Raw genomic sequence first — 18,187 nt, forward strand, 5'->3', positions numbered from 1 at the left:
GAGTGAAGCATGCCTATCGCAACCCCCGATAAGTACAATGCCATGATCGACGCTGCCAAGGCTGGCGGCTACGCCTTCCCAGCAGTAAACGTGACCAGTTCGCAGACCCTGAATGCCGCTATTCGCGGCTTCGCTGAAGCTGAGTCTGACGGCATCATTCAGGTCTCCACGGGCGGTGCCGCCTACTGGTCCGGTGCCTCCGTTAAGGACATGGTTGTTGGCTCGTTGGGCTTCGCAGCTTTCGCTCGCGAAGTAGCCAAGAAGTACGGCGTCAACATCGCCCTGCACACCGACCACTGCCCAGCAGACAAGCTGGATAGCTTTGTGCTGCCACTGTTGGCTGCATCTGAAGCAGAAGTTGCTGCAGGCCGCGACCCATTCTTCAACTCCCACATGTGGGATGGCTCGGCTGAGACCCTTGAAGAGAACCTGCGTATTGCTGCAGAACTGCTGCCACGCACCGCTGCTGCCAAGCAGATCCTCGAAGTTGAAATCGGCGCAGTGGGCGGCGAAGAAGACGGCGTAGAAAACGCTATCAACGACAAGCTGTACTCCACCGTTGAAGATGCACTGGCTACCATCGACGCTTTGGGCGCCGGTGAAAAGGGCCGCTACATCACCGCACTGACCTTCGGTAACGTACACGGCGTGTACAAGCCAGGTAACGTGAAGCTGCGTCCGGAGATCCTGAAGGATATCCAGGCTCAGGTTGGTGGCAAGATCGGCAAGGCTAACCCATTCGACCTCGTCTTCCACGGTGGTTCGGGCTCCTCCGATAAGGAAATCGCGGATGCTGTTTCCTACGGTGTTATCAAGATGAACATTGACACCGACACCCAGTACGCATTCACCCGTCCAGTAGCTGGCCACATGTTGGGCAACTACGACGGCGTGCTCAAGATTGACGGCGAAGTTGGCAACAAGAAGACCTATGACCCACGCGTTTGGGGTGCCAAGGCTGAAGAGGGCATGGCAGCTCGCATCGTTGAAGCTGCTCGTCAGCTGGGCTCGGCCGGAAAGTCGCTGAAGTAAATATGGCTGGCGAAAACCTGTTGGGCATTCCAGAAACTCTGCTTCCTGAGGAATCTGAGGTTTTGGCTCGCCTTGAAGCTGGCGATGAGCCAACGGACCTGGCCGCCAAGTTCCCATCATCCTCTTTGGTGTGGGCACTGCTGGCTGATGAAGCGCACGGCGAAGGCCGCATTGTGGAGTCCTACGCGTTTGCTCGTGTTGGCTACCACCGTGGTCTGGATTCGCTGCGTAAAGCCGGTTGGCGCGGACAGGGACCAGTTCCTTGGAGCCACGCGCCGAACCGCGGCTTCCTGCGTTCGCTGTATGCGCTGGGCCGTGCGGCTGCAGCCATCGGTGAAGCTGAAGAAGTTGATCGCATCGGCAAGTTCCTGAACGATTCGGATGCTTCTGCCAAGGCTGAAATCGAAGCCGGCAAGTAAGTATTTTGACTCTGCAAACGGCGGTTCTTCCCTTTTGGGGAAGAACCGCCGTTTGGTGCGTAGTTGAGTAGTAAAGGAAATTAGAAACTAACATTATGAGCGTTCTGCAAGCAGGCGAGGTACGCAGCTGAAAATCTCACTTTTAATTTCAGTACTGCCGATACAGTTGCCGGAAAATTCCGTTCAGCAGCACAAAGCGTGAGGGATCAACACTCCAGTAGGCAATCCTTCGTCTCCACGGGTAGTGAAGACTTTAAGGGTGGATTCGCGGAAGGGTTCGCCTTTAACGCGGAGACCGCCTCAGCCGACGGTACTGAGCTTGCGACGCAACTTGATCAAGTCGCCGAAGCCGCCGATGATTTGGCGAGCCAGGCAAAGGAAGAAAACGAACGGCGAAAAGTCGCTCGTGAGTACTACGAACACAAAGATTCGTGGCGAGGGAAAGTTGAAGAATTTTTCCACCTCGAGGGACCCGCCCCGACTGGACCTAAATCAAGTCCGATGTCGCCACCTAAGGCCATCGAATCAAAAGGCCTGGCGCGTCAGAGTCCTCTGGAACTTGCTACGGCCTCTAACGGTGTCTCCTCAGGGAATCCCAAAAATCTTCGCTCCTACGCCAACGGTTCCGCGGGTCTCAACGAAGATCTGTCGAGCCTTCCTGGAGCGCTGAGCACACAACTTTCCAACTTCGCTAGCCAGTGTCAGTTTGTCTCACTGAATGCAAACGGAGTCATCAAAGCTTTCAACGACTGGATGGCTGCAAACAAAAACGACGTCACCTGGGCTCGCACCGTGGCTGATGCTTTCGAGGCGGCTGGCAGCGAAGGCAATGTCGGCACCGTTTCTAACGCCTCCCTGTTCTCTGCGCTGAAGAACGCCGGAGTGAACGCCAGCCGCACAGATTTGAAAATCCCCGCGGCCCAAGTCAAAGGCGGCGAGACTACAACCGGTTACGCCTCTGACCCAATCAATACCGCCAACGGTAACTTCATTGAGCCTGAGCTCGATTTAGCTTTTGCCGGAGCCGCCGGGTCGCTGCGCATTGAACGCATGTACAACAGCATCTCCGAGACCAATGGGTCTTTTGGCCCAGGTTGGGACAGCGTCCTCAACGTTCGGCTAGTACTGGATGCTGAAGGTGCTACGTGCGTCATGTCTGACGGGCGTGAACTATTCTTCCCCCGTCAAGGTGACGGCTGGGGTCGCGCCAATGCTGCCAGCTACTGGCTAACCAAGCACACTATCAATGACTCAGAACTTCTTATTGTTTCCACCAATGAGGGGGCGCAGTGGGGATTCAACAACGCTGGCCACTGGCTGTATAGCGCCCAGGGCGAAGGCACTCGTGTCGATGTGCAACGCGATGAGAACGCTCGTGTCTCCCGACTTGTGCATGAATTTGGTCGCTGGATCAGCGTGCAGCGAGTAGCCTCCGAGGATCCAAAAGGGCTCTTAAAAGTTAAGCGTGGCGCAGGATGCTCAGCACGGCCGTAGCCCCGCCGTATACAAGAGTATCCGCACCCGGTAATGATCATGATTCCGGTACCCTCGACCAATACGTTTCAGGTTCTTCGCCGTCAGATTCGCCGCCTCACTCCTAGCGTTGGTCAACCTCGTACGCACGAACACCAACAGTTCCCTTCGCCAAGCCGTGAGCGTGCGGAATAAGGACTTCGCTTCCACCATTTTCGTGGCCTTCACGGATTTCTCCACCACCGCCCACCGGGCCTGGAACTCATGGACATCCGTGGCATTCAACAACTGCCTGACGTGTTCTTTAATCCCGTAAATCACACCCAGTTCAGGATCGGATTCCAGGATCAACTTCAACCGTTCCACTTGCTTGATGGATAGGTTCTCCAGGTTGCAGGTCAATAATTTCCGATACTTATACGCCGGATCAGACACCCGGCCGCGACGGTCAAAGACTTCGTGGGACCTGCGTCGGCGCACCTGAGTAATCATCAGATTCGCACGCTGGATCACATGGAAATGATCCACGCTGATCTTCGCCCTCGGCAGATTCTCTCGCACCGCTTTACGAAACTCTGATGACATGTCGATAGCAACGTATTGGACGCGTTGACGCCAATACCTTGGCCTGGATTTGAACCACTTCTTCACTGCTGCGCCGCGGCGTCCGTCCACGATGTCCAGGATCTTGCCGGTATCCAGGTCCGTAAACACAATCGACCATGGCTCAATGCGAACGACTTTTCCCCTCCGACCTCGGGCGTAGCGGACTTTGCGGAATCGGTGTTCATCGATGCCTAGTCGGCGGATGAACATGCGGTTCACGTCCCCGACGAGTTCACCAACACTGTTAAGTCGGGTCATGACCGTAGGCCAAGACACCCCATGCGCCGCTGCGACCCGAGAAACAGCACGTAACTCACTACTCATCTCGTCCACGAGTTGTTGGGAAAGTCGTGTGGTGATCCTGGCCCGGAAGGGTAGCTGTTCGGTGGTTTGCACGAAGGAACGCCGTGAGCAGCCAGTTTCTTGGCAGGCCATCCGTCGTTTGCGCACCATGACTTGCAGGTCTGTGCCGCCTACTGGCACGTCTTTCACCCGGTGTATTGGCCTTGCCTGGATCCTAGTGGTTAGCACCCCGCAGGAAGGACATGCCGCTTCGGTGGCGGCGGGCTCAACAAGTACCTGCCGTCCGACAGGTGCTTGGGTCACGGTGATGACGCGGTAGTCGGTGAGGTTCAACAGAATCGACGCAGGGTCGATTGACCCGGTATCCTTGATCACGGCTCGTAGTTCCTTGCAGATGAATAGTTTTAGTCGACATCCATCTTCGCAGAGGACTGCGAGCCTTACTTATTTTGGGGTCACCACGCTAAAAATCGAAGAGCCTCCAAAAGCACCAGAGCAACGCATTGCCAAACTAGCCTCCAGCGATGGACGCACGGCATCTTATGAGTACAACACCGCCGGTCAGCTCATCTCGGTTACTGCTACCGGTGCTGGTACCCGACGTTATGAGTGGAATGCTACTGGCCTGATTTACAAGGTCATTGATGCCCACGGCGTTGTTGAAGCAGAGAACACCTATGACGAGAAAAACCGTGTCACCACTCAGGTCTCTGAATTCGGTCGTACCACTCGTTTCGCGTACCTTCCGGGTCTGGTCACTAGCGTCTCTGAATTCGGTCGTACCACTCGTTTCGCGTACCTTCCGGGTCTGGTCACTAGCGTCTCTGATGTGGACGGTTCACGTTCGAACACCTATATTTCAGATCCGCAAGGCCGCCTAATCAGCATCACCGATGGTAACGATCAAGAGCAGCGCATGTCTTATGACAAGCACGGCAACTTGCTCAACTCTATTGAGCGTGACGGTGGCGTGACTCGCCATCTGTACGACAACCGTGGACGCCGAATCCGTACCAAAACCCGCGACGGCGCAGAACTAACCTACGGCTACGATGAATTTGACCGTATTACTGCTGTGGTGGCCGGCAATGGCGGCACCACTGAGTTTGAATACTCTGACAAAGACTTAAGCTCCGGTTCGGCCTTTGGGGTGACACGCAACCCGACGGTGGTCATTGACCCAATGGGAGGTCGCTCCGAGATGACTTGGGAGCACGGAAAGCTCACCCGAGTTGTTGACCCAACAGGCGTCACCGTCACCTTGGGCTATGACGAATTCGGTGATCTGGCCACGGTCACCAACGCATTTGGCAACACCGCCACTTATGAACGCGATAGCGCTGGACGACTTATCCGGGCGATTAGTCCCTCCGGCGCGATCACAACTTTCGCCTACGATTCCGTAGGAAATTTGGTCCGACTCACGGACGCAGAAGGTGGAACTTGGCAGTATGAGTACGGCACTAATGGCCGAATCTGTGCCAGCGTTGACCCGACCGGTGGCCGAACAGCCTATGAATACGATCCCGTCCATGGTCAGCTTGTCTCCACTGTTGACCCGTTGGGCCGTGCCACTGAACAGTCCTACGATGACCTAGGGCATGTAGAGACGGTCACCTTAGCTAATGGTGCACAGTGGAATTTCGAACACGACCTACTTTCACAGCTGACTTCAGTCACGGATCCGCTCGGTGGATTGTGGCGTAACGAATACGGTGTGAATGGTGATTTGACGGCCACCGTAGATCCGACAGGTGTGCGTGAATCAGCCTCGATTGATCAGAAGGCTAAGACGCTGACGGTGGCTGATGCGTTCAGCAAAGAAACCATCAAATTTGATGAGTTTGGGCGTCCGGTTAAATCCGTTGCTAGTGACGGTTCAGCAGAAGTTATGGTCTATGACCTAGCTGGTCGTGTTGTTGAATTCTTGGACGGTGAAGGACACCTGACCAAATTCTCTTATGACCTAGCTGGCCGCATGATCGAAGAGACCTCACCAAGTGGCGCAGCGTCCCGGTATGAGTATGATGCTGCCGGACGTCCGAGCGTGATGACTGATCCTTCCGGTGCTCAAGTCCGTTTGGAATACGATGCTGATTCCAGGGTGGTTGCCCGTCACTTCAGTAGTGAAGATCCGCAAGCTGTAGATGGTTGGCTGAGCGAACGCACCTATTACGACAGGCTAGGCCGCGTGATTGCTCAGGGTGCTGCCCGCTTCCAGTACGACGCGTGCGGTCGGATTACCGCGTTGCAAGATCCGCTGCACGGTACACGACGTTTCCAATATGATGCTGCCGGTCAGCTCACGGCCGTTGCTAATGGTGTTGGTGGAGTCACGCAGTACGAGTATGACGTGACGGGTAACTTGGTGAAAACCATTGACCCTCTGGGCAACGTGTCCACGCGAGAATACGATGCTGCAGGACGCCTGGTTGCGCAGGTTGATCCGCTAGGACGTAAGACCTCAGCTGGTTATGATGCTGCAGGTCGTTTGATCTGGCAGCGCACCGGTGATGAACAAGAAGTGCGCTGGACGTACGACAATGCCGGCAACCTGAAAACAGTAGGCACCCCAACTCGTGTTTTGGCTGAGTACGCGCGTGATGCTTCCCGCCGTTGCGTGACCATCACTGATCACACCAAGAATGAAAACAGCTCTGTTGAGCATGTGTTGCGTTATGACGGTGTAGGGAATCTTCTCTCACATACCCGTGACGGTCAGGGCCCATCGTGGGTTTATGACAATGAGGGTCGGATCGTTTCGGTCACCGATCCGACGGGTGTGAGCATCTCGTATGGTCATGACATTGTTGGTCGCGTGACGTTGGTGGAGCATCCCGTGTTCGGTCAGGTTGTTTACACCTATAACCACGAGGGGGAGCTGACTTCAGCTACTGCACAACCGAAGGATGCTTCGCATCCCTCGGTGACTCAGTCGTGGGAGTACGCCTACGGTGCGATTAGCCGCCATGAGGTCTCTGGCGATGGCCAGGATCCAGTAGCCACCAATATTTCTCGTGATGATTTGGGACGTATCGCTGGTGTTCAAAGTTCTGATGGCGTCGAGGCGCGCTACGCCTTTGATGGGGCGCATCAGCTGGTTGGAGCCTATGCGGCGAACGGAACGGAGGCGGCAGGTTCTGCTGCCGATACTTCGGGTTCACAGAATACTGAGTGGGTGTATGACACTGCCGGTCGTTTGATCCGTGAATCCAATGGGGGAATCACCACCGACTACGTATATGACGCTGCGAGCCAGCTGATCTCACGTACGTCAACGGCACCTGATGGTGATGTTGTAACGGTGTCCTACAGCTACGACGGCGCTGGACGTCGAGTCAGTGAACACGATGGTGCTCAGGAACGAGTATTCGTTTGGGATGCGTCGGGCCGTTTGTCCTCGATCACCACTGCACTATTGGATCCTGCGACGGGTGCACGTACGGGCGCGTCTACAAAGCAGGATCTTTGGGTCGATGCTTTAGGTGACCTCGCCCAAATTGATGGTACTGATTTGTGGTGGGACACCAACGCTGCGACGCCGCAACTGCTCACCGTGGGGGAAACGTCGCTCACGCACGGACCAGCAGGAAACACGATCATTGATGGTCAGCTACAGGTTTCTGGCTGGCGCAGTGAGCATTCCTCGCATCCTGCAACTCCATGGTCACAGCAAGCAATGGCTGTTAGCCCGTTGGCCGGTATTCCAGGTTTGCCTGAGCATGTTCAACTCACGGGTAATGGGCAGTTGAATGTGCGGGGTTTGGATTGGCTTGGCGCGCGTCTGTATGACCCGTCTACCCGAGGTTTTTTGAGCACGGATCCGTTGGAGTCGACTATTGGTGCTGGGTGGGCTTCGAATCCTTATTCGTATGCGGGTAATGATCCGGTACATCAGATTGACCCGCTGGGTTTGTCACCGGTGAGCGCTGAGGAGCTCAAGGCTTATTCTGATGCGAATCAAGGTTGGCTTAATAAGGCTAGCCATTGGGTTGGGGAGCATTGGGAAGTTATTGCTGGCGTTGGTCTCGCGGTGGCTGGTGTCGCCTTGACCTGTACTGGTGTTGGAGGACCAGCAGGTGTCGCCCTAATGGTAGCTTCTGGTGCCATGATTGGTGGTGGTGTTTCTATGGCCACCCAGGAGCTCACGACGGGGGCGACTGACTGGTCAAAGGTAGGAACAGATGCTTTGATTGGGGCTGTCACTGGCCCTCTAATGAAATTCGGGTCCAAACCGTTATCAATGCTGACAGGTCGCATAGCCAATGTTGGCAAAAAGGCAATTGGCGGTGTTACTAACGCAGCGAAAAACCTTGCTTCCAAACTTCCCGGTGTTGCCCAGAATGCTAAGGGAGCACTGATAAGTGCGCGGCAGAGTATCGGCGCTCAAGCTCAGGTTCTGAAAGCAAGAGCTACAACGACCTATCGAGGTATTGCTGAATTTGCTAAATCAGAGCTCCGACACGTGAGGAACGGTGCTGGCTATATTAGGAACGACGTCACTAGATATTATCGTGGGCTATCAAGTCAGGTCCGGTCCCGAGCGCAGTCGGCTACCAATCGCGTGAGGACAGGGACGTCCAACTTCGTTAAGGAAAATTGGTCGGACATGTGGAAGACGAGTGTGGCCAATTCCCAAGTCGAGGGTGCTGGGAACTTGGGGTGGGCATACTTGACGGATGACAGGAGTGAACCTGACGGTGGTTTTACGTTCCGAGAAGGTCTTGGAGCCTACAGTAGCGGATTGGTAAGCGGTACTCTTGGCGGGGCTGGACCAATCACTAAGCTCATACCCAACGCGACTTATTCAAGATACGTGGGTTATGGACTTGGTGCGGCGGGCAGCGAAGCAGCGCTTTATACCGAGAAGGGTATAAACGGTGAAGAAATCACGACCGGAGATCACCTATGGAATATCGGGACCGGCGCCGCTATGACTCATTTCCCTGGAGCGAAGTTTGATGATGCTTCAGTTCCAGAAAATTGGCGTCACCTCGATCCGTCACTTTTCGAGTATTTTGGGTATGGTGCAGCTGGTCAGTCGGCAGGCACCGGTCTGGAAGGACTTAAGTTTGCGACTGAGCAGACTGTCGACCAACTAAGTGAACAACATAACGAAAAGTGACATACATGAACGAGCCAGCCTCAAAGAAAAAATATCAGGTGAATGGCACGGAGGTAGAAAATAATGGAAAAAACGCAACTAAAATTTTATTAGTTTCCATCATCGTGACTTGCATTCTGGCCATCTTTGGTTTTCTAACCATTCCCCTTGGCACGCGTCTCGAAGGTGCCGGGCGACACGGAAACGGACTCGGAATATACGCGCTACTAGCGATGCCCATTGCTTCATTAGTTCTACTAAGACAGCTAAGGAAGGGTATTGCTGAAAATAAGAGGAAACCTGACGAGGTTAAAGAATCAAAAGTATCAATGCGTATTTTTATTCTTGTAAACTTCCTGCTCGGTGTAGGTTTCGTTTTTGGAGAATTGAAGTTCTTGGAGATCTTTGCGGAAGCCGCGGGCATGCGCTGAAGTTCTGACAGGTTGCCCGCCACCATTTTCCACATTGGAAAACTAGCAAGACGCATCCGGTGCCCTGTCTAATAGCATATGTATATGCGCCACTAGATGAAGCCTAAAGAGTGTAAAGAAATGAATAGAAGTACGATGTTGACGCAGTGTCGCGACAAATATCATGACAACATTTGTCCGGGATGCACTCAATAGCCACATGGCCCCGCACGAGTGAATGCCACCTGCAAGCGAGAACCTAAAAAGACACCGAACTCCACAATGCATTTAGGACTCTCGTTTCGCTTCTGATCGAGCTAAAAGAGCACAACCCGGCACACCGCATCAGTGAAATTTATGAAAATTTCTGACCAGTCCTGAGCTGAAACGAGCTGCCCGTCTCCGGACCTGTGTCGTGCCAAATGCCTTAGTAACCACCACGAAGCTTCGTAAGCACTTCTTCCAACCCTTCGGGGACCTGCGCTGCAAAGGTCAACACTTGGCCATTGATCAGTACTTTCGCTGAGCGGATAGCTTTCAGATCGGTGATCAGCCGTTTCAACGGCACACCAGATAATTCCTGCAAATGCCGGCCAATAGCCAACGCCGCGAACACCACCGTCAAATGCGCATCAATGGAATCCTTTTCACGATGGAAAATCGGTCGGGCCCGCAGATCCGATTTCGTCATCCTGAACGACGCCTCAACCTGCCATAAGTCGTGATAAGCACTGATCACCAGCGTGGCAGGCACAGAATCGACGAGCATATTAGTGACATAGCCCTTCAGCCCGGCCAGCATCCTGGCCCGCTCGATGACCTTCTCATCCAGCTCCTTCTCTGCCCCTGACACTTTCAAGAACCGCACTTTCTTCATCGGCGATTTCCCTTCGGCGACCGCCAAAGCCTTGCGCTCCATGAGGTTGATATTGCGGTTATCTCTAGCAAAACGCTTGGCCGACCACTGATAAACAATCCGACGTTCCCGAGCGTTTTTCCCGGTGCCCATCACCCGCGTGGATTCCAGGACCTGCCCGTTGGTGAACCGATTGCCTTTCGTATCAAAATGCTCCTGCAGGTCATAGGGTGCCTTGGTCAGCCGGGAGCCGACAATGAACTTGAATCCGGCATCCTCGATCGCGTTCAGGTTGTTTGCTGAAAGCATGCCCGCGTCAGGGACTACGACCAAGTCGGTGATTCCGTGGCGTGCCTGGAATGCTTGAAGCACGGGAATGATGGTGGTCGTTTCGGCCTTGTTGCCTTCGAACATGTGCAGTTCCAGCGGGAATCCTGCCGGGTCCACGAGTAGCCCGACCTGGATTTGCGGGTCGACGCGGCGTTCTTTGCTCATCCCGACTTTGCGTAGCTTATCTTCGTCTTTCGCCTCGAAATGTAAGGTGGTCACGTCATACATCACTAAGGATGCCAGGCCTGCGGTTGCTGACCGGTAGGCGACCATGCCCTTGGCCAGCTGGTCGCGGTAGTCCTTCTCGATGCAGGCGCCCAGGCTGCGGAACAGCGTACGCAGGGACGGGTGGGGTGCATCGATCTGTTGGAGCACTCGAATGCTCTGGGCTTTCGAGGTGGGTTCGATCAGCCTCGCCAGCACCATGGCTTTGAATGCAGTGTCATCAAGGATGTTGAATCCCAGCCGGTCGTAAGCTGCTTCGAGGATCTCCCAGAGCTCAGTGGCTGGCGAAGCGATTACCTTCGCGTCGGCAGCAACCGGTGCGCTGCGTGGCCTGCCTGCGGAGCGTGTTTCTGCGGGTAGTTCTTGAGCGGTCCAGTTCGGAAGATCACCCATTGCGACGGGTTTTTGCTCGACACTGAAATCCAAGGTGTCCTGGCCAGGAAGCAGCCGTTCCTTGGCTGAAGCAAGCAGGACGGCAAGGTCTTCGTCGGTGTTGGCGGAGCCGAGATGCTCAATGCCGATCACGGTTCTGCCGTTTTTCTCCACGATTTGCACTGCTATCGCACCGGATGCGGTGCGAACTTTGCGAATGAATCGTGATCCCATGCTCTTCAGCGTACCGAAATACCTATTTTTAGTAACCACATCACGCTTTGGTGCCACCTAAAGCTGCAAGTCAACATTCATATCGGTTTTCCGATTTCAAAACATGGCACGAAACAGGGGGTCGGGAGCGCTTATTGCAGCGAAGACTGCTGGAAAATCGTTGAGCCTCGGTGCTAGGGCGACTATCGGTGCTGGTAGCGGAGCGGCTGAGGGCGCGACATCTAGCACTGTGGAGTAGCTGGTCAACAATGATGGTGACTTTAGCCTGAGTGAACTTGGAGATGCAACGCTTGCTGGCGCGCTGCCGGGTGGCGTGACTGCCTATAAGCCTAAATGGTTGAATGCGGAAATGAGGAAGACGTTTACGGCTGGGTTCTATCGATCGGGATACACGAAACGAGGAGAGATTCTGTTCCGAGCAGGAGACTCTGGCGCGCTCAAAAAAGGATATAAATACGGTGGGTTCTGGTCGCGAGACCGTCCCATGGACGAGATGGCGGTGCGTCATGATAAGGCCATTCCGTACCATTGGCCGCGTAAAGATGGAAAGCCGCTGACCCGCAATACAGTAGATCTTGGATTTGAAGGTCGCTGGGAGTCGGGTGCTGCAAAATATTCAGGCTGGGTAGCGCCACAACGCGATGCGAAGACTGGTGAGCTCTTTGAAGGTGGCGGTGGACAGGTGCACATACCTAGGAAATACGGATATCCAGAACGTGAAGAGTGGCAAATCGATCAGGAGAAATTAGTTGAAATTAGCGACCCTTGGGGCTTGGAATGAAAATAGATAAAAAGTCGAACGAAGCATTTGAGATAGCTATTGATTCATTTCTTGAAATAGACAAACCCGACTGGGCGGAAGCTTTAAAAGAATTCAAGGAAGCCATAGAAGGAACAACTGATTCACTTGAGATCCTGCATCTAAAGAAGCAGTTGAGTGGGCTTGTTCGCGCGGGCTGGGGTGGCGTTGATGATATGTCCGTCCCGTACGATAAGGGGCTCTTCGATTTTTAGCGTGGTGACCCCAAAATAAGTAAGGCTCGCAGTCCTCTGCGAAGATGGATGTCGACTAAAACTATTCATCTGCAAGGAACTACGAGCCGTGATCAAGGATACCGGGTCAATCGACCCTGCGTCGATTCTGTTGAACCTCACCGACTACCGCGTCATCACCGTGACCCAAGCACCTGTCGGACGGCAGGTACTTGTTGAGCCCGCCGCCACCGAAGCGGCATGTCCTTCCTGCGGGGTGCTAACCACTAGGATCCAGGCAAGGCCAATACACCGGGTGAAAGACGTGCCAGTAGGCGGCACAGACCTGCAAGTCATGGTGCGCAAACGACGGATGGCCTGCCAAGAAACTGGCTGCTCACGGCGTTCCTTCGTGCAAACCACCGAACAGCTACCCTTCCGGGCCAGGATCACCACACGACTTTCCCAACAACTCGTGGACGAGATGAGTAGTGAGTTACGTGCTGTTTCTCGGGTCGCAGCGGCGCATGGGGTGTCTTGGCCTACGGTCATGACCCGACTTAACAGTGTTGGTGAACTCGTCGGGGACGTGAACCGCATGTTCATCCGCCGACTAGGCATCGATGAACACCGATTCCGCAAAGTCCGCTACGCCCGAGGTCGGAGGGGAAAAGTCGTTCGCATTGAGCCATGGTCGATTGTGTTTACGGACCTGGATACCGGCAAGATCCTGGACATCGTGGACGGACGCCGCGGCGCAGCAGTGAAGAAGTGGTTCAAATCCAGGCCAAGGTATTGGCGTCAACGCGTCCAATACGTTGCTATCGACATGTCATCAGAGTTTCGTAAAGCGGTGCGAGAGAATCTGCCGAGGGCGAAGATCAGCGTGGATCATTTCCATGTGATCCAGCGTGCGAATCTGATGATTACTCAGGTGCGCCGACGCAGGTCCCACGAAGTCTTTGACCGTCGCGGCCGGGTGTCTGATCCGGCGTATAAGTATCGGAAATTATTGACCTGCAACCTGGAGAACCTATCCATCAAGCAAGTGGAACGGTTGAAGTTGATCCTGGAATCCGATCCTGAACTGGGTGTGATTTACGGGATTAAAGAACACGTCAGGCAGTTGTTGAATGCCACGGATGTCCATGAGTTCCAGGCCCGGTGGGCGGTGGTGGAGAAATCCGTGAAGGCCACGAAAATGGTGGAAGCGAAGTCCTTATTCCGCACGCTCACGGCTTGGCGAAGGGAACTGTTGGTGTTCGTGCGTACGAGGTTGACCAACGCTAGGAGTGAGGCGGCGAATCTGACGGCGAAGAACCTGAAACGTATTGGTCGAGGGTACCGGAATCATGATCATTACCGGGTGCGGATACTCTTGTATACGGCGGGGCTACGGCCGTGCTGAGCATCCTGCGCCACGCTTAACTTTTAAGAGCCCCTTAATCCCATGGCCTTTTGCTTCCCAGAATTTGGTCCACCACTTGTGCAGCGATCTGAGCATTTCTAGGACTTTTGTCTTCATGCTTTGCGTTGGCCACCAAATCAATTTTGAGATTGCTACTGCCAGTAAGCCTATCGGTTGGTTTCCATATCATCTGTTGAAAGCCATCAAGGGCCAGTCTGGCTCGACAGGCAGCCAACCGAAACATCAGGTCAAGTCTCATTCAGAAATATGAGGGCATTCTCATCCAGTTCTACTTTTGTCTTCATCCTGTTCACCTACAGTACACTTAGAAGGGATCATCGCCTCACGCTTTTTGAAAGGGATAAGAATGTTGTCTTTCTGGACAGGACTAGCCTCAAACGTCATCGGCATTACCGTGCTGGTGTACTTCGTATACTTCCGTCGCCACTTCCGCCGAGACCTTGTACTTGCGTACATCGCGTTGAGCATGGGCATCTTTGCGGTCACCTTGCTACTTTCAGGCAGCGGGGCAGGCATGGGACTAGGCCTAGGCCTCTTCGGCATCCTTTCAATCATTCGCCTGCGGTCTGACACCCTGACTCAAGAAGAAGTTGCCTACTACTTCATTTCGCTGGCTATCGGTTTGGTCAACGGACTACACCCAGACCCAGCCTGGCTTGCTCCGTCTGCCACCGCGGCTCTTGTGCTGGTGATGTTTGTAGCTGATCACCCGAGCTTTGCCCCTCGCACCGAACGCCAAACCGTCACCTTAGAAAAGGCCTACCCGAAAAAGGCAGAACTTCAGGCGGCGCTTGAGCAGCTATTAGATGCCAAGGTTTTGCGCACCGTAGTTATTGAGCTGGACATGGTTCGAGATCTAACCATCGTTGACGTCCGGTTCCGCACTAACGCGGGCGCCTTAGCGAAGCCGACGGGCGATCCTGGAAATGCAGAGTCCTTCCCCGGAACGTACGAACTGGCCAAGGGGCAGACGCCGTCCTCGGCTTCCTCCGTACAGAACGGAGCCAAGCAGGAGACGTGGTCCTAATAACTGTGCTTGATAGTCGCAGCCACACAGCAAGGGCAACAACGGCCCGTGCTGCACTGGAAGAAGCCGTTGCCTACCGAGAACCAATCAGCTTGGACGAAGTGGTGTCCGAGGCTGCTTTGCAGACCCGTGTTGATAAGAAATTTCTTCTCACCCCTGAGCAGTTCACCGCTTTGTCAGAGCATCTAGGTGAGAAGTTCAAGATCATGCAGATTGATGGTCTGCGTACCTTCCGGTACGAATCCGTGTATTTCGATACCGAGGACTTTGACCAGTATCGGGCTCACCGCCAAGGGCGGCGCAGGCGTTATAAGGTTCGTTCACGAACATACGCTGACACCGGACTGTCGATGTTTGAGATCAAGACCAAAGGCTTGCGCGGGGCAACGGTGAAACATCGGATCCAGCAGGATCTGGATCAGGCCGGAGAGCTAACCGAAGATAACCTGCAGTTCCTGGAATCCGTGCTGGAGAGCGAATACGGTCAGCAAGTCCCTGAACTGCAACCGGTGCTGGACAGTTCTTATACCCGGGCGACCTTCGTGAACCCGGTGGATTCTGAACGCCTGACCTGCGATGTCGAATTGGAATACGCCAATTCGGGTAGGAAGATCAACGGACCGGATTTGATCGTGGTTGAGACCAAGTCTGCTGATGGACGAGGGGCTTCTGACCGTGCGCTTGCAGAGTTGGGCATTAGAGAAGTATTCATGTCAAAATACTGCATCGGTGTGGCTCTACTGAATCCGCATCTTCCGGCCAACCGGTGGAGCAGATTATTGCAGCAGAACTTTGTCCCGGACCCGACCCTTCGCTAGGCCGCGCACCGCGAGCTATTTTGAGGTGGCTAGCCGGTAGCCAAAACCTCGCACGGTTTCAAAGCGTGTTGAGCCGAGCTTATTGCGAAGGTACCGCACATATACATCAACCACGTTGGAACCGGGATCAAAATCGTAGCCCCAGACTCGGGAGAGCAGCTGCTCACGGCTGAGCACCTGACCAGGGTTGCGTAAAAAGGCCTCGGCCAGAGCAAATTCGCGAGCAGAAAGATCCACTTCCGTTGAGTTCACGGTGACCCGTCGGCGCAGCAGATCCATGTGCAGATTTTCATGGCTCAGTGAAGAGACTTCAGGAGCATTGTCTTCGGTCCGCAAGCGTAAGCGGACCCGGGCTAATAGCTCATCAAAGTGGAACGGCTTGGCCATATAGTCATCGGCACCATTTTGCAGTCCGGCTACGGTATCTTCGACACTTCCGCGCGCGGTCAGGATGATTACCGGGGTAGAGATCTGCGCTGCGCGCAGTCGTCGTAGGACCGAGAAGCCATCTTCATCTGGTAGGCCTAAATCCAAGATGATCAACTCGTGCTCACCATCGAGCGCTTGAGTGAATCCCTCGTGCCCGGTCTCAGCGATGGAAGAGGTCAGCCCAGCAGCCCGTAGTCCCTTGGCCACAAAAGAACTGATGCGCGGTTCATCTTCAACGATCAATATTTGGCTCATGATTCCTTATTTCCAGTCGACAGCGGCAGATCAATGTAGAACGTGGAACCCTTGTTTGGCTCCGAACTTACCCAGACTCGTCCACCGTGAGTTTCGGCGATGGCTTGCACAATATTTAGTCCCAAACCGGATCCGGAAGAGCGGGCAGAATTCTGTCCACGTCCGAAGCGTTCAAAGATTCGTTCCAGATCATCGGGGTGAATGCCAAGGCCAGCATCGGAGACCCACCAACGCAAGGTAGTTTCACCCTGCCCGTTGCGCAGGATCTCGTTGCCTAACGCAATACGGCTATCGTCCTTGGAGAATTTCACTGCGTTAGCGCATAACTGCAGCATGGCCTGGGTCAGGCGTATCGGGTCCAGCCTGACCGTGGCCTCGGTGCGGTAGTCGATACGCCACTGGCGTTGGCCCAACCCACGAGCCTTATCCAGAATGTCATCAAGAAGCTTGCCCACCTGGACCGGCTCAATCTGCAGGAAGTCCGTACGGTTGGATTTGGCCAAGGTCACCAGATCATTGATCAGCAACGACATTCGGCCCAGCTCATCCATGGCAATATCGCGGCTCTGTTTTACATCCTGTGGGTCCGCAGGATCCATGAGCTCTAGATGTCCATTGATGATGGTCACCGGGGTGCGAAGCTCATGTCCCACATCGTCCAGTAGCTGGCGTTGGGCTTTGAGCGCACCTTCAAGACGGTCAAGCATTTCATTAACGGTGACGGTCAAGTCCGCAAATTCGTCATTGCCGGAGACCTCAATGCGCTGGGAAACATCGGTTTCGGAGATCTGCTGAGCGGTTGTTTGCAATCTTCGAATCGGCTCCAGCATCCGGCCCACAAGCAACCAAGCGGCTAAAGCAGCAACAAGTATGACCGAAGCACCCACGGCACTGTAGATCATGAAATTCCGGTCATTGGCAATGGCTTCGGCCGAGTAGTCGTAGGCCAAAACAAAAGAACCGTATTCGTGGTCCGCCGGCAAGCTGACCGGAACAACAACCGCACGATAGGTGGCGATATCCGTTTTTACCGTACCCAGCCGGATGTGGTTGCTTTCTTGTACCTGGAAGGCCCATTCCAGGAATTCGGGGTCATCTTCCAACCGGGTGCCCACGATATCCGGTGCCGTCCAGCGAACCTCTTTACCAACGAGGGAGACCATTCCCTGTTTAGGCGAGGGCAGGGTGCGCTGCATGGCGATATAGAGCAGGTCTTCGGCGTGCTCAAAACGTTTCATGGTTCGCGGGTCCACGCCGGTTTCGGTCAGGACACCGAATTCTTTGACTGACCGGGAGAGTGATTCATCCAGACGTTCATTAAGTTCGTGGCGTTGCACGGCGAAGCTCGCCGCTCCGGCGGCCACAAGCGCCAAGCCGACCAAGAGCAACATGCCGGTGAGCACACGAGCGCGAATGGACCATCGGCGTTCGGGCGCTTTAGTCATCGTCATCTACGTCGTCGGCCTCATCGTCATCATCATCAGACTCGTAATCGTCATCATCGTCGTCGTCATCGTAGTTTTGGTTGCCTGATGGAGGCAAAGGTGTGACGGTTTTTTTAGGCGGAGCGGGAGTCACAGGTTTTGGTTTGGGCTTTGGCGTCGCGGTGGGCTTGGGCGAAGGTTTCTTGGTAGAGCTACTTGGCTTGGGGGTAGGGCTAGGCGTTGGTGTTGGTTTGGCCGTTTTGGACTCTGCTGGAGTGGATGAGGGGGTTGGTCCTCGGGGTGCATCGGTGGTGGGGGACGGCGAATCTTCCTTGAAGATAAACCCTTCGCCTAGATCCTGATCGGAGGGGCCACCTAGTGCACGGCTGATTCCAAATGCTCCTAGACAGATGAGCGCTACAACAGCGATTGAAGCCACGACGCGGCGCAATGTTTCCTTTCCCATGCC

The 18,187-nt window shown here is 54.5% G+C and carries 15 protein-coding genes; 10 read left to right on the forward strand and 5 right to left on the reverse strand.

What is annotated here, in order from left to right:
• Positions 1-9: 9 nt before the first annotated feature.
• From fbaA to ACT3RW_RS01045, 3 genes are all read left to right on the forward strand, one after another.
• Complete coding sequence (gene fbaA / locus ACT3RW_RS01035) at positions 10-1,032, forward strand: class II fructose-bisphosphate aldolase (RefSeq protein WP_131090640.1); 1,023 nt, start codon at positions 10-12, stop codon at positions 1,030-1,032.
• A gap of 2 nt (positions 1,033-1,034) precedes the next feature.
• Positions 1,035-1,451, forward strand: coding sequence for a DUF3151 domain-containing protein (locus ACT3RW_RS01040; protein ID WP_131090639.1), 417 nt, complete (start codon positions 1,035-1,037; stop codon positions 1,449-1,451).
• A gap of 198 nt (positions 1,452-1,649) precedes the next feature.
• Positions 1,650-2,945, forward strand: a complete 1,296-nt coding sequence (locus tag ACT3RW_RS01045) for a DUF6531 domain-containing protein (RefSeq protein WP_444612520.1) — start codon at positions 1,650-1,652, stop codon at positions 2,943-2,945.
• Here ACT3RW_RS01045 and ACT3RW_RS01050 read toward each other — a convergent pair.
• Positions 2,931-4,208 (reverse strand): ISL3 family transposase, encoded by a 1,278-nt coding sequence (locus tag ACT3RW_RS01050; protein WP_444612521.1) that lies wholly within the window; start codon positions 4,206-4,208, stop codon positions 2,931-2,933. The two genes, ACT3RW_RS01045 and ACT3RW_RS01050, sit on opposite strands and share 15 nt — an antisense overlap.
• Before the next feature lie 19 nt (positions 4,209-4,227).
• On the opposite strand from ACT3RW_RS01050, the gene ACT3RW_RS01055 reads away from it, so the two are divergent.
• Together ACT3RW_RS01055 and ACT3RW_RS01060 are read left to right on the forward strand one after the other, a co-directional pair.
• Positions 4,228-8,958 (forward strand): RHS repeat-associated core domain-containing protein, encoded by a 4,731-nt coding sequence (locus ACT3RW_RS01055; RefSeq protein ID WP_444612522.1) that lies wholly within the window; start codon positions 4,228-4,230, stop codon positions 8,956-8,958.
• Between the two features lie 5 nt (positions 8,959-8,963).
• Positions 8,964-9,368: a hypothetical protein gene (locus ACT3RW_RS01060; RefSeq protein ID WP_444612523.1), complete on the forward strand. Its 405-nt coding sequence runs from the start codon at positions 8,964-8,966 to the stop codon at positions 9,366-9,368.
• Between the two features lie 406 nt (positions 9,369-9,774).
• On the opposite strand, the gene ACT3RW_RS01065 is transcribed toward ACT3RW_RS01060, so the two are convergent.
• Positions 9,775-11,364 (reverse strand): IS1634 family transposase, encoded by a 1,590-nt coding sequence (locus ACT3RW_RS01065; RefSeq protein ID WP_444612524.1) that lies wholly within the window; start codon positions 11,362-11,364, stop codon positions 9,775-9,777.
• Positions 11,365-11,677: 313 nt separating this feature from the next.
• Here ACT3RW_RS01065 and ACT3RW_RS01070 point away from each other — a divergent pair, with 313 nt between their 5' ends.
• From ACT3RW_RS01070 to ACT3RW_RS01090, 5 genes are all read left to right on the forward strand, one after another.
• Entirely contained in the window at positions 11,678-12,145 is a 468-nt protein-coding gene (locus ACT3RW_RS01070) for a hypothetical protein (RefSeq protein ID WP_444612525.1), read from the forward strand.
• The gene (locus ACT3RW_RS01075) at positions 12,142-12,378 is read left to right on the forward strand and encodes a hypothetical protein (protein ID WP_444612526.1); all 237 of its coding nucleotides are present in this window, start codon (positions 12,142-12,144) and stop codon (positions 12,376-12,378) included. The genes ACT3RW_RS01070 and ACT3RW_RS01075 overlap by 4 nt, the downstream gene beginning before the upstream one ends.
• Positions 12,379-12,466: 88 nt before the next feature.
• Positions 12,467-13,744 carry an ISL3 family transposase gene (locus ACT3RW_RS01080; protein ID WP_444612521.1) on the forward strand — a complete coding sequence of 426 codons (1,278 nt, stop codon included), beginning with the start codon at positions 12,467-12,469 and terminating at the stop codon, positions 13,742-13,744.
• A 367-nt stretch (positions 13,745-14,111) separates the two neighbouring features.
• Positions 14,112-14,792, forward strand: coding sequence for a DUF4956 domain-containing protein (locus ACT3RW_RS01085; protein ID WP_444612527.1), 681 nt, complete (start codon positions 14,112-14,114; stop codon positions 14,790-14,792).
• The gene (locus tag ACT3RW_RS01090; protein ID WP_444612528.1) at positions 14,783-15,610 is read left to right on the forward strand and encodes a polyphosphate polymerase domain-containing protein; all 828 of its coding nucleotides are present in this window, start codon (positions 14,783-14,785) and stop codon (positions 15,608-15,610) included. The genes ACT3RW_RS01085 and ACT3RW_RS01090 overlap by 10 nt, the downstream gene beginning before the upstream one ends.
• A 15-nt stretch (positions 15,611-15,625) precedes the next feature.
• On the opposite strand, the gene ACT3RW_RS01095 is transcribed toward ACT3RW_RS01090, so the two are convergent.
• Genes ACT3RW_RS01095 through ACT3RW_RS01105 form a run of 3 tightly spaced genes read right to left on the reverse strand, consistent with a single transcriptional unit; the run spans position 15,626 to position 18,184 of the window.
• On the reverse strand, positions 15,626-16,294 hold the full coding sequence (locus ACT3RW_RS01095; RefSeq protein WP_131090621.1) for a response regulator transcription factor: 669 nt from the start codon (positions 16,292-16,294) through the stop codon (positions 15,626-15,628).
• Positions 16,291-17,739, reverse strand: coding sequence for a sensor histidine kinase (locus ACT3RW_RS01100; RefSeq protein WP_242632614.1), 1,449 nt, complete (start codon positions 17,737-17,739; stop codon positions 16,291-16,293). The genes ACT3RW_RS01095 and ACT3RW_RS01100 overlap by 4 nt, the downstream gene beginning before the upstream one ends.
• Complete coding sequence (locus ACT3RW_RS01105; RefSeq protein ID WP_444612529.1) at positions 17,732-18,184, reverse strand: hypothetical protein; 453 nt, start codon at positions 18,182-18,184, stop codon at positions 17,732-17,734. The genes ACT3RW_RS01100 and ACT3RW_RS01105 overlap by 8 nt, the downstream gene beginning before the upstream one ends.
• Between the last annotated feature and the right edge of the window lie 3 nt (positions 18,185-18,187).

Source organism: Glutamicibacter sp. AOP5-A2-18 (assembly GCF_052446055.1).
Taxonomy (GTDB): Bacteria; Actinomycetota; Actinomycetes; order Actinomycetales; family Micrococcaceae; genus Glutamicibacter.